Annotated in this window: 11 protein-coding genes; 8 read left to right on the top strand and 3 right to left on the bottom strand. The window is 70.0% G+C overall.

Annotated features, from left to right (window positions below; translation table 11 throughout):
• The first annotated feature begins 90 nt into the window (after positions 1–90).
• From T336_RS26480 to T336_RS0103645, 4 genes are all read left to right on the top strand, one after another.
• Positions 91–300, top strand: a complete 210-nt coding sequence (locus T336_RS26480) for a hypothetical protein (RefSeq protein WP_156957786.1) — start codon at positions 91–93, stop codon at positions 298–300.
• A 102-nt stretch (positions 301–402) separates the two neighbouring features.
• Positions 403–2,607, top strand: a complete 2,205-nt coding sequence (locus T336_RS0103655; protein WP_026431534.1) for a phosphocholine-specific phospholipase C — start codon at positions 403–405, stop codon at positions 2,605–2,607.
• 175 nt (positions 2,608–2,782) lie between these two features.
• On the top strand, positions 2,783–3,556 hold the full coding sequence (locus tag T336_RS0103650; RefSeq protein ID WP_026431533.1) for a DeoR/GlpR family DNA-binding transcription regulator: 774 nt from the start codon (positions 2,783–2,785) through the stop codon (positions 3,554–3,556).
• Between the two features lie 111 nt (positions 3,557–3,667).
• A complete protein-coding gene (locus T336_RS0103645; protein WP_026431532.1) occupies positions 3,668–4,039 on the top strand; it encodes a hypothetical protein in 372 nt (123 codons plus the stop codon).
• A gap of 43 nt (positions 4,040–4,082) precedes the next feature.
• Here T336_RS0103645 and T336_RS0103640 read toward each other — a convergent pair whose 3' ends face one another.
• Both T336_RS0103640 and T336_RS0103635 read right to left on the bottom strand, forming a co-directional pair.
• On the bottom strand, positions 4,083–4,475 hold the full coding sequence (locus T336_RS0103640; protein WP_026431531.1) for a hypothetical protein: 393 nt from the start codon (positions 4,473–4,475) through the stop codon (positions 4,083–4,085).
• 64 nt (positions 4,476–4,539) lie between these two features.
• The gene (locus T336_RS0103635) at positions 4,540–5,484 is read right to left on the bottom strand and encodes a restriction endonuclease (RefSeq protein WP_026431530.1); all 945 of its coding nucleotides are present in this window, start codon (positions 5,482–5,484) and stop codon (positions 4,540–4,542) included.
• Positions 5,485–5,614: 130 nt separating this feature from the next.
• On the opposite strand from T336_RS0103635, the gene T336_RS0103630 reads away from it, so the two are divergent.
• Positions 5,615–6,043, top strand: coding sequence for a hypothetical protein (locus T336_RS0103630; protein ID WP_026431529.1), 429 nt, complete (start codon positions 5,615–5,617; stop codon positions 6,041–6,043).
• A 9-nt stretch (positions 6,044–6,052) separates the two neighbouring features.
• Here the strand turns inward: T336_RS0103630 and ppsR are convergent, their stop codons facing one another.
• A complete protein-coding gene (ppsR, locus tag T336_RS0103625) occupies positions 6,053–6,874 on the bottom strand; it encodes a posphoenolpyruvate synthetase regulatory kinase/phosphorylase PpsR (protein WP_013593864.1) in 822 nt (273 codons plus the stop codon).
• A gap of 273 nt (positions 6,875–7,147) precedes the next feature.
• Between ppsR and ppsA the strand changes: the two genes are divergently transcribed.
• The 3 genes from ppsA to T336_RS0103610 are packed head-to-tail and all read left to right on the top strand — an operon-like array spanning position 7,148 to position 11,982.
• A complete protein-coding gene (gene ppsA / locus T336_RS0103620) occupies positions 7,148–9,538 on the top strand; it encodes a phosphoenolpyruvate synthase (RefSeq protein ID WP_026431528.1) in 2,391 nt (796 codons plus the stop codon).
• Positions 9,539–9,554: 16 nt separating this feature from the next.
• Positions 9,555–9,902 carry a DUF4212 domain-containing protein gene (locus T336_RS0103615; RefSeq protein WP_019700372.1) on the top strand — a complete coding sequence of 116 codons (348 nt, stop codon included), beginning with the start codon at positions 9,555–9,557 and terminating at the stop codon, positions 9,900–9,902.
• Positions 9,895–11,982, top strand: coding sequence for a VC_2705 family sodium/solute symporter (locus T336_RS0103610; RefSeq protein ID WP_026431527.1), 2,088 nt, complete (start codon positions 9,895–9,897; stop codon positions 11,980–11,982). Before T336_RS0103615 ends, T336_RS0103610 begins: the two co-directional genes overlap by 8 nt.
• Positions 11,983–12,008: the final 26 nt, after the last annotated feature.

Raw genomic sequence — 12,008 nt, 5'->3', positions numbered from 1 at the left:
TGCTTTTGTGCATTTTTCTGCAAATCAAAGTCTGTCGCAGAGGTTCTTCGTGCCCGGCAGACGCCCGACTGTCTTCCCCATGAATCCCCGATGACTTCTTCCCTCTTCTCACTCCTTGCCCGGCTCCGCTGGAGGCCGCGTTTCCTCGCCCTGGTGGCCGGTTCGGCGCTGGCCTGCGCCCTGGCGGGCTGCGGCGGTGGCGACAGCGGCGGCAATGCCGGCGCCAACGGTGCCAGCCCCGGCGGCAGCGCCAATCCGCCGGCCGCCGCCGACCAGCCGCGCATGCGCTGCGCACCGTAAGGACGTGTGGACGATCTCGCCACCCCAGGGAGATCGTCGGCACGTTCCAAGCGCCTGCACCCGCCGTCCTCCGCCCCTTCCCCGACCTTTCCAGCGCCCACCATGACCCTCGATCCCTCCAAACGCAAGTTCCTGCAGGCCGCTGCCGGAACGGCGGCCAGCGCCGCCGCCCTGAGCATGTTTCCGCCCAGCATCCGCCGCGCCCTGGCCATTCCCGCGGCCCAGCGCACCGGCACGATCATGGACGTGCAGCACGTCGTCATCGTGATGCAGGAGAACCGTTCGTTCGACCACTACTTCGGCACCCTGGCCGGCGTGCGCGGCTTCGGCGACCGCTTCACCATCCCGCTGCCGGGCGGCCGCAACGTGTGGCAGCAGTTCGACGCCAACGGCAATCCCGTGCTGCCCTATCACCTGGACCAGGCCGCCGGCAACGCCCAGCGCGTGCGCGGCACGCCCCACAGCTGGGTCGATGCGCGCAACGCCTGGGACCGGGGCCGCATGAGCGAATGGCCGCGCTACAAGCAGCCGCAGTCCATGGGCTACTACATGCAGACCGAAGCCTCGTTCCAGTTCGCGCTGGCCAATGCCTTCACGGTGTGCGATGCGTATTTCTGCTCGCTGCACGGCGGCACCAACACCAACCGCCTGTTCCACATGACCGGTACCAACGGCGCCGGCGGCCCCTCGGGCCAGGTGGTGGTGAACAACGAGTGGGACGAGCTGGATTCGGACACCGACCTGAACGCCGGGAGCTATGACTGGACCACCTACCCCGAGCGCTTGCAGAAGGCCGGCGTGTCGTGGATGGTCTACCAGAACATGCCCGACAACTTCACCGACAACCCACTGGTCGGCTTCAGGCAATACCGCCAGGCCAACCTGGCCTCGGGCAAGCCGGTGTACAGCGACCAGACCGTCTGCCCGGCCTATGACCCGGCCAGGGACGATGCCGGCAATCCGCTCTACAAGGGCATCGCCAACACCATGTCCGACGGCGGCTTCCTGGGTAGTTTCAGCCAGGCCGTGCTGAACGGCACGCTGCCGCAGGTGTCGTGGATCATCCCGCCAGCAACCTATTCCGAGCACCCCGGCCCCTCCAGCCCGGTGCAGGGCGGCTGGTACGTGCAGCAGGTGCTGGATGCGCTCACCGCCAACCCGGACGTGTGGAGCAAGACGGTGCTGCTGATCAACTTCGACGAGAACGACGGCTATTTCGACCACCTGCCGCCGCCCTGCGCGCCGTCGCTGGACGGGCAGGGCGGCACGCTGGGCAAGTCCACGCTGTCCGCGGGTGACATGGCCTACGAGTACTACACCCACAAGCCCGTCACCGGCACCAGTATGCCGCCGCCCGACGGCGACTGCTACGGCCCCGGCCCGCGCGTGCCCATGTGGGTGATCTCGCCCTGGAGCCGCGGCGGCTGGGTGAATTCGCAGAACTTCGACCACACCTCGGTGCTGCGCTTCCTCGAAGCCCGCTTCGGCGTGAAGGAGCCGCAGATCAGCCCGTACCGCCGCGCCATGTTCGGCGACCTGACTTCGGCCCTGAACTTCGCCACGCCCAACGACGCGCCCCTGGCCACCCTGGGCGGGCGCCGCACCAGGAGCGATGCCGATGCGCTGCGCGCGGCCCAGGCCGCGCTGCCGCAGATCGCCGTGCCGGTGCCGCAGGCGGCGCCGCGCCAGGACTCCGGCACGCGGCCTTCCCGCGCGCTGCCCTACGAGCTGCACACCAGCGCCCGGGCCGACGCGGCCGGCGGCACCGTGCAGCTGCTCTTTTCCAACACCGGCACGGCCGCGGCGGTGTTCCACGTCTATGACCGCCTGCACCTGGACCGCGCTCCCCGGCGCTATGCCGTGGAGGCCGGCAAGCAGCTCGACGACCGCTGGGACACGGCGGCCGACAGCGGCGCCTACGACCTCTGGGTGCTGGGCCCCAACGGCTTCCATCGCAGCTTCGCCGGCAACCTCGCCGCGCTGAAGGTGTTGACCGCGCCCAGCCCCGAAGTGCGCGTGTGCTACGACATCGACAAGGGCAACGTCTATCTCACGGCCATGAACACCGGCAGCGGCTACGCCACGCTGAAGGTGACGGCCGGCGCCTACCGCAACGACGGCCCCTGGCTCCTCAACGTGGCGCCGGGCCAGGCGCAGGAGATGCACTGGGACCTGAGCGGCAGCGCCAGCTGGTACGACTTCACGGTCGGCTGCGACGCGCTGCCGGGCTTCGCGCGCCGCTTCGCCGGCCGCGTCGAAACCGGCCGCGACGGCCTGAGCGACCCGGCCATGGGCGTGGCGGGCTGAAGCGGGCCCCGGCAGCCGCCGGGGCCGAGGCTCTCCTTCTTCCCTTTTCCGCGCCAGCGCTGCCATGGCACGATGGCGCGCTTGCTGTTTCATCCACCCCGCAGGGCCGGCCACGCCGGTTCGCCGGGGCGGCGTTTTTACATGTTCCGCCGTCCCCGGCCCCCAAGACACCGCCATGCTGCAAGAGGAGCGCCTACTGCGCATCGAATCCCTGCTGGCCACCGTCGTGCGCGTGAGCACCGAACGGATCGCCCAGGAACTGGACATTTCCCGCGAGACCGCACGCCGCGACATCCTGACGCTGGAGGCGCGCGGCGCCCTGCGGCGCGTGCATGGCGGCGCGGTGGCGCTCAAGCCGCCGGTGCCCGAGGCTCCCTATGCCGAGCGCCAGCGGCTGCGCGCGCGCGAGAAGCGCGCCATCGCCAAGGCCGCGCTGCGGCTGGTGCAGCCGGGGCAGACGCTGTTCATGGACGCGGGCAGCACCATGGCCTGCTTCGCCGGCGAGCTGCGCTCCATGGCGGGCCTCACCATCGTGACCAACTCCATCGCCATCGCGCTGGCCCTGGCGCCTGCTGGAGACCGGGCCGGCCACCGCGTGGTGCTGCTGGGCGGCACGCCCCGCCCCGACGTGCAGGCCACCTTCGGCGACGCCACGGTGAACGAGATCCATCGCCACCGCGCCGACGTCGCGCTGCTTTCCCCCGTGGGACTGGACGCGCAGCAGGGCGCCACCAGCTATGAACACCACGAGGCGGCCGTGGCGCAGGCCATGGTCCGGCAGGCCGGCCAGGTCGTGCTGCTGGCCGACCACGGCAAGATCGGCGCGGCCAGCCGCATGGCCTACTGCGCCGCGCAGGAAGTGGACGTGCTGGTCACCGACCGCCACGCCGGCACGCAGGCCGCGCTGGCACCGCTGCGCCGGGCCGTGGGGCGCCTCGTGCTGGCCTGACACGGGCCCACCCGCATCGCGTCCTTGCCGGCACCAGGGTTTGTGCTTCATTATTTGAGATTGATAACCATTCTCATAAAATGCCCACAAGCAAGCCAGGAGGCCTTTTCCATGTCCGATGCATCCCGTCCGTCCCTCAACCCATTGCTCCATCCTTCCGAGGCCGAGCCGGGCCTGCCCTGCGCCGAAGCCCTGCTCGCCGGCACCCTCGCGCTCATGACCGGCTATGCGCACAGCGACCGCGCGGGCGACCGGGACGCCATGGGCCGCAAGATCGCCGCCCACCTGGAGAGCCTCGCGCGCATGGACGGGCTGTCCCCGCATTTCCGCACCATGGCGGGCAACCTGAACAACCGCTGGTCGCGGCGGCTGGGCCTGGCGGCGGGGGAGGGCGAGGGGGAGGGTGCTGCGGCGCCGGCCGGCCCCAGTGCGGCGGAGCTGCAGCGGCGGCTGTGGCATACCGCGCCGGAAGCCGTGCAATAGCCACAACCCAGCAGCAGGGCCGTTCGCACGCCGGCCTGCACGCCTACCGCCGGTCTGGACCGGGTAGCACAGGCATGCCGCCGGGCAACCCCCATTCCGCGATCAGCGGGATTTCCACGCTGTGGGGCGTCCAGCGAACCTGCTCGACCAGTTGCACCGCCTCCACGTCCTGCTCCTGGAGCACGCTACCCGCGCGGGTCATGAGCCGCACGAAACCCGGTGCGTCGCCTGCGGAGCCCGGCGCGACGGGCCATGGCTGGCTGATTCGGAATACGGCCACCTGGAAGCGCTGGTCCGGGCTGCTGAACGTCTTGTAGATGCCGGAGCAGCACAGCTTGCGGCCAGCGACCGCCAATGACAGCCAGCCGGAAATTCCCAGGACCACAACCATCAGCAGCCCGGCCAGACGGTAACGGAGATGGCGCGAGCAAGTCATGGACTGGATTCCTGGGCGCTGTTTCGTGCATGTTTTGCAGCAGGCGCCCCTGCACGTGTTCGGTTCATAGAGGCCGCGTACCCCGGCAGCGCGGATAGCCCGAGCATCCCCAGAACCCATGCCCCGCCGATGCCCCGCGCCGGGCGACCCGGCGCACCATCGGCTGCGCGCAGACAGGACAACTGGGCGGCGCTTCGGTCCCGGAGGCTGGATCGGGCGTGGGATCGGGCGTGAGCGTGGGCGTGGGCGTGGGGCCGTTGCCTGCCGGCTGCTCCGCGGGCTGGGCCTGCGTATTGGCATGCGCATGGGCCTGCGCCCGTGCCAGGGGCTCCGGCGCGGACCGCCCCTGGCGTATCAGCCGCAGCAGTGCGGGCCCGTCGATCAGCTGGATGTTGCGCCCGCTCGCGAATTCCGTGGCCTCCTGCGTGAAGCTGCCCGACGTCACGACGAAGCCACCCGCGGCGCCGCGGGCGGCCATCACGCCGTACAGCTCGCGCACCACGGCGACGCCGACCTTGAACGCCTTCCATTGCTTGCACTGCACGAGGAACTTCTCGCCGGCCTTGCCGAGCACGAGATCGACGCCCCCGTCCGCGCCACCGCCGCCCGTTTCCGCCACCAGGTACCCCTGCCGCCGGAAGCCTTCGCCCACGAGCCTCTCGAATTCCTTCCAGTCCATGCCGTGCAGCGCGTCGGCCGCCGTGCTGCGGCAGGCCGTGTCGATCAGCCGGCGCCGCTCGCGCCGGCGCATGGCGGACGCCAGGGCGCCCATGGCGCAGATGAGCGGCACGATGAACTGCCCGGCATGGGCCAACCCTTGCCAGATGCCGTGGGCGGCCATGTGCGCGATGTCCTGCGGCGTGCCCGCCACCGGCAACGGGGCGTTGGCCAGGCGATTGAGCACCACGTAGCCCGCGATGGCGAGCAGCACGCCCACCCACCAGGGCAGCCATGCCAGCAGCTCCATCAGGTCATCGAGGACGGATGCCTTCCCTCTTCTTCTTGCCATGGCGGCTTCCTCCCTTATTCTCTCTTCTGCGGAGATTCTGCAATATTTCCCGTCGAGCGCCAGCCCGGCCACGTGTGCCGCCCGTTGCCGCCCCGCGGCGTCTGTTCCCCCTTTGCACCCTGGCTGAACGATGAATGCGGCGCTGGACTTGATCGGTGAACGTGGCAGTGGCTTCGTGCGCGTGTCGGCCGTCAGCCGCCATGGGCCTGCGCTGGCACCGTTGCTGGAGTCGTTCGGCCTGCCGCCCGATGCCGGTGCGCTGTCCGAAGTGACGCGCGAGGTGGCCGCCGCCTGCGTCGGCGCACTGCTGTGGCGCGACCTGGCGTACGGCGTCGAGCTGATGCCCCGCGAGAAGGCGGATGCCCATGCGCACCGTTTCCTGGAGCAATGCGCCGCGGAGGGCGCCAGCTTCTTCACCAATGGACGGTGGGACCTGTACCACGGCGGAGGAGGGGGCTCCTCCACTTGGTCGCCGCTCACCTCCGCGACCTTCAGCGCGGCGGTCCTGGTGGTATGCCCCGCCGTGGCCACCTGCCTGCTGGTGGAGGACGAGGACTGACGGCAGGGGTCAATACACCAGCCGCTCCGGCCGCACCTCCTGCAGGATGGTCGTCGCGATCTCCTCGATGCTCTTCGTGGTGGTCGAGAGCCACCGGATGCCCGAGCGCCGCATCATCGCCTCGGCCTCGGCCACCTCGTGGCGGCAGTTGGCCAGGTCGGCGTATTTCGAGCCCGGCCGGCGCTCGTTGCGGATCTGCGAGAGCCGCTCGGGCAGGATGGTCAGGCCGAAGATCTTCTTGCGGTGCGGCTCCAGCGCGGGCGGCAATTGCCTGCGCTCGAAATCCTCGGGGATGAGCGGGTAGTTGGCCACCTTCAGGCCGCACTGCATGGCCAGGTAGAGGCTGGTGGGAGTCTTGCCGCTGCGCGACACGCCCACCAGGATCACGTCGGCGCCGTTCAGGTCGCGGTGGCTCTGGCCGTCGTCGTGGTCCAGGCTGAAATTGATGGCCTCGATGCGGTCGGTGTATTCCTTGCTCAGGCTCACGTCCGCGAAGCGGCCCACGCGGTGCAGCGACTTGATGCCCAGCTCGCCCTCCAGCGGGCGGATGAAGGTGCCGAACATGTCCAGCAGCATGCCCTGGCAGTTCTCCTGGATGATGCGCAGCACGCTCATGTTGACCAGCGTCGTGAACACGATGGGCTTCTTGCCCTCCAGCTCGGCCGTGTGGTTGATGCGGCGCACGGCCTGGTGGGCCTTGTCCTCGGTGTCGATGAAGGGCAGGCGCACGTGGCGCGGCTTGATGTCGAACTGCGCCAGGATGGCATTGCCGAAGGTCTCGGCGGTGATGCCGGTGCCGTCGGAGATGAAGAATACGGTGCGCGTGTGCATGGATGGGTCGGGGCTTTCCGCGGTGATCGTTCGCTGGGTGGGCTGCTGGCTGGACCGGGGGCCGGCCATGTCCCACAAGCGCCTTGCGGCCGGCCGCCCTACAATCGCGCCCATTATTCCCATTTCCACCATGCACGCGCCCGGCCCACAACCAGAACAGCCAAGCCACAGCGTGTCGTGCATGCGTGAAGACGGCGCCTCCGCCAGCCCGCCTCCGCGCGCGGGCGGCCCCGTGGGGCGCGCAGACCCGGTTTCAACTTCTGGAGCTTTCCCATGTCTGCACTGTTCGAGTCGACCGCCCTGGTCGTTCCGTTTGAGAACCTGAGAATGACCGACGTCGAGTCGGTGGGCGGCAAGAACGCCTCCCTCGGCGAGATGATCTCCCAGCTGCCCGACGGCGTGCGCGTGCCCACCGGCTTCGCGACCACCGCCCACGCTTTCCGCCAGTTCCTCGCCCACGACGGCCTGGCGCAGAAGATCAGCGACCGCCTCAAGACCCTCGACACCGAGGACGTGCGCGCCCTGGCCGCGGCCGGCGCCGAGATCCGCGCCATGGTCGAGGCCCAGCCCTTCCCGGCCGACCTCGAGCAGGCCATCCGCGACGCCTTCGCCACGCTGTGCGGCGGCAATGCCGAGGCCTGCTTCGCCGTGCGTTCCTCCGCCACCGCGGAAGACCTGCCCGACGCCTCCTTCGCCGGCCAGCAGGAAACCTTCCTGAACGTGGTGGGCATCGAGGACGTGCTGCACAAGATGAAGGAGGTGTTCGCCTCCCTCTACAACGACCGCGCCATCAGCTACCGCGTGCACAAGGGCTTCGCGCACGACGTGGTGGCCCTCTCGGCCGGCGTGCAGCGCATGGTGCGCTCCGACAAGGGGGCGGCCGGCGTGATGTTCACGATCGACACCGAATCCGGCTTCGACCAAGTGGTGTTCATCACCTCCAGCTACGGCCTGGGCGAGACGGTGGTGCAGGGCGCCGTGAACCCCGACGAGTTCTACGTGCACAAGCCCATGCTGGCCGCCGGCAACCGGGCCGTGATCCGCCGCAACCTGGGCAGCAAGCTCATCCAGATGGTGTTCGCCTCGCCCGAGGAGAAGAAGGCCAGCGGCAAGCTCGTGAAGACCACCGACGTGCCTACCGAGCAGCGCAACCGCTACTCCCTGACGGACGCCGAGGTGGAGCAGCTGGCGCGCTACGCCCTGCTCATCGAGAAGCACTACGGCCGCCCGATGGACATCGAGTGGGGCAAGGACGGCACCGACGGCCAGCTCTACATCCTGCAGGCCCGCCCGGAGACGGTGAAGAGCCAGCAGCAGGGCCAGGCCGAGCAGAAGTTCAAGCTCAAGGGCACGGGCACGGTGCTGGCCGAGGGCCGCGCCATCGGCCAGAAGATCGGCACGGGCCCGGTGCGCCTCGTGAGCGACATCGCCGAGATGGACAAGGTGCAGGCCGGCGACGTGCTGGTCACCGACATGACCGATCCCAACTGGGAGCCCGTGATGAAGCGCGCCAGCGCCATCGTCACCAACCGCGGCGGCCGCACCTGCCACGCGGCCATCATCGCGCGTGAACTCGGCATCCCGGCCGTGGTCGGCTGCGGCGACGCCACCAGCCTGCTCAAGGACGGCACGCTGGTGACGGTGAGCTGCGCCGAGGGCGACACGGGCCGCATCTACGACGGCCTGCTGGAAACCGAGGTGACCGAGGTGCAGCGCGGCGAGATGCCGAAGATCTCCACCAAGATCATGATGAACGTGGGCAACCCCCAGCTGGCCTTCGACTTCTGCCAGCTGCCCAACGAGGGCGTGGGCCTGGCGCGGCTGGAGTTCATCATCAACAACAACATCGGCGTGCACCCCAAGGCCATCCTGGACTACCCCGCCGTCGATGCCGACCTGAAGAAGGCCGTCGAATCCGTGGCCCGCGGCCACGCCAGCCCCCGTGCCTTCTACGTGGACAAGGTGGCCGAGGGCGTGGCGACGATCGCCGCGGCCTTCTGGCCCAAGCCGGTCATCGTGCGCCTGTCGGACTTCAAGTCCAACGAATACCGCAAGCTCATCGGCGGCAGCCGCTACGAGCCCGAGGAAGAGAACCCGATGCTGGGCTTCCGCGGCGCGGCGCGCTACATCAGCCAGGACTTCGGCGAGGCCTTCGCCATGGAATGCGAAGCCCTGAAGCGCGTGCGCAACGACATGGGGCTGACCAACGTGCAGGTGATGGTGCCCTTCGTGCGCACGCTCGGCCAGGCCGACCGCGTGACCCAGCTGCTGGCCGAGCACGGCCTCAAGCGCGGCGAGAACGAGCTCAAGCTCATCATGATGTGCGAGGTGCCCTCCAACGCCGTGCTGGCCGACGAGTTCCTGCAGTTCTTCGACGGCTTCTCGGTGGGCTCCAACGACCTGACCCAGCTCACCCTGGGCCTGGACCGCGACTCCGGCCTGGAACTGCTGGCCGCCGACTTCGACGAGCGCGACCCGGCCGTGCAGGCACTGCTCTCGCGCGCCATCGAGGCCTGCAAGCGCCAGGGCAAGTACGTGGGCATCTGCGGCCAGGGCCCCAGCGACCACCCGGACTTCGCGCTGTGGCTGGCGGAGCAGGGCATCTCGTCGATCTCGCTCAACCCCGACAGCGTGATCGCTACCTGGCAGAAGCTCGCCGGCTGACGGCGCACGCCGGACCATGCCCGCGCCGCCGCCACCCCCTGCGCCGCGGGCCGCGGACGGCCGCGAGCGCGCGGCCACCGACCCGTACGGCGAGGCCGGCGGGAGTGCCGCGCCGTTCGCCCCCGACCTGCACGACGCGCGCCACCTCTGGCTGAAAGCCGCGCTGCTGCTGGCCTGGGCGGCGGTGTCCTTCGGGGCCTGCTACTTCGTGCGGGACCTGACCTGGCGGGTGGGCGACTGGCCGCTGGGCTACTGGATCGCCTCGCAGGGCGCGGTGCTGGCCTTCATCGCCATCGTGGTGGTCTATTGCGTGGCGATGGACCGTTTCGAGCGCGCGGACGCCGCTCCGCGCTCCCATGGCTGACGACGGGCGCCCCGGGGGCCCGGGCAACGGGCGCTTGCACCGCCTGCTCGCGCTCTACACCGTGGGCGTGCTGGCCTTCCTGGCCCTCATGGCCTGGGCCGAGCGCCGGGGCCTGTCGCGGCAATGGATCGGACCGATCTTCCTGTTCCTCTCGGTGATGGTCTATGCGGCCATCGGCGTCTATGGCCGCACCACCGACCCGGAGGAATATTACGTCGCGGGCCGGCGCATCCCGCCGTTCTACAACGGCATGGCGGCGGCGGCCGACTGGATGAGCGCGGCCTCGTTCATCAGCCTCTCGGGTGCGCTCTACCTGCAGGGCTTCTCGGGCGGGCCGGGGCAGGCCGGCGGCCTCGCCTACCTGCTGGGCTGGACGGGGGGCTTCTGCCTCGTCGCGCTGCTCATCGCGCCGCACCTGCGCGCGATGAACCTCTACACGATTCCCGAATTCTTCCAGGTGCGCTTCGGCGGGCGCTGGCCGCGCGTGATCGCGGCGCTGGCGGCGATGCTGTGCTCCTTCACCTACGTGGTGGCACAGATCTACGGCGTGGGCCTGATCGCCTCGCGGCTCACGGGCGTGCAGTTCGAGATCGGCATCATGCTCGGCCTGGGCGGCGTGCTGCTGTGTTCCTTCCTGGGCGGCATGCGGGCCATCACCTGGACCCAGGTGGCGCAGTACGTGGTCATCCTGCTGGCCTTCCTGATCCCCGTGTCGTGGCTGGCGTACAAGCAGCTGGGCAACCCGCTCGCGGCCGCGGTCTATGGCGGGCAGATCGGCAAGATCGCCGCGCTGGAGTCGGAGTTGCTGCAGTCGCCCGCCGAGCGCGAGGTGGTCGCTGCGCACGAGCGCCGCGCCCATGAACTGCAGGAGCGGCTGCGCGACGTGCCGGCGGCCCTGGAGCGGGAGCGCGAAGCGGCGCGCGAGCGCGTGCACCGGCTGCGCGACACGCATGCCGACGTCGCCCTCGTGGTGGCCGCCAGCCGCGAACTGTCCCTGCTGCCGCGCGACGCAGAGGCTGCACGCGAACTCTGGACGCGCGAGATGCGCGAGGCCCGGGAGCGCGCCCGCCCGCTCGGCGGCCTGCCGCCCCACGGCCTGGCCTACGCCGGCGACCCGGAAGGAACGCCCGCGGAGCGCGAGGCCTACGAGGCATCGCGCCGCAACTTCCTGGCATTGATGTTCTGCCTCATGGTCGGCACCGCCGGGCTGCCGCACCTGCTCACGCGCTACTACACCGTGCCCACGCCCTCGGCCGCGCGCGCCTCGGTCGCGTGGTCGCTGTTCTTCATCGCGCTGCTCTACCTGAGCGCACCGGCCCTCGCCGTGCTGGTCAAGTTCGAGGTCATGCAGAACCTCGTGGGCAGCCGCTTCGATGCGCTCCCGGGCTGGATCGGGCAGTGGTCGCGGGTCGATCCGTCCCTGCTGTCCGTGCAGGACGTCAATGGCGACGGCATCGTGCAGTTCGGCGAGATCCGGCTCGGCGCCGACCTCATCATGCTGGCCACGCCCGAACTGGGCGGGCTGCCCTACGTGATCTCCGGGCTGGTGGCCGCGGGCGGGCTGGCGGCAGCCCTGTCCACCGCCGACGGGCTGCTGCTCACCATCAGCAACGCCCTGGTGCGCGACCTCTACCTGCATGGCGGCCGCCGCGGCCGGCCGGTGTCGCCCGAGCACCGCGTGATCCTCACCAAGTTCGCGCTGCTGGCGGTGGCGCTGTGCGCCGCCTTCGTCGCCGCACTCAAGCGCTCGGAGATCCTGCCCATGGTGTCGGCGTCGTTCTCCATTGCCGCCTCGGCCTTCGTGCCCACCATGGTGCTGGGTATCTTCTGGCGGGGCGCCACGCGCCAGGGCGCCGTGGCGGGCATGCTCTGCGGCCTGGGCACGGCGCTCTACTACCTCGCCGCCCCCACCGATGCCGTGCAGGCCGTGGTGCCGGCCTGGCTGCTGCCGGACGGCCTGTGGTTCGGCATCGACCCGGTCTCCGCGGGCGTGTTCGGCGTGCCTGCGGGCCTGGTGGCGGCCTGGGCGGTCAGCCTGGCGACGCGCCGTGCAGACCTGGCCTGCCGGTCGCCCGGCTGACGGCGCGCCCTATGCACAGAAGAAAC

This window comes from Paracidovorax oryzae ATCC 19882, assembly GCF_000687165.1.
Classification (GTDB): domain Bacteria; phylum Pseudomonadota; class Gammaproteobacteria; order Burkholderiales; family Burkholderiaceae_C; genus Paracidovorax; species Paracidovorax oryzae.
Note: the sequence above shows the minus strand (reverse complement) of the source record. Positions and strands in the feature narration are given on the sequence as shown.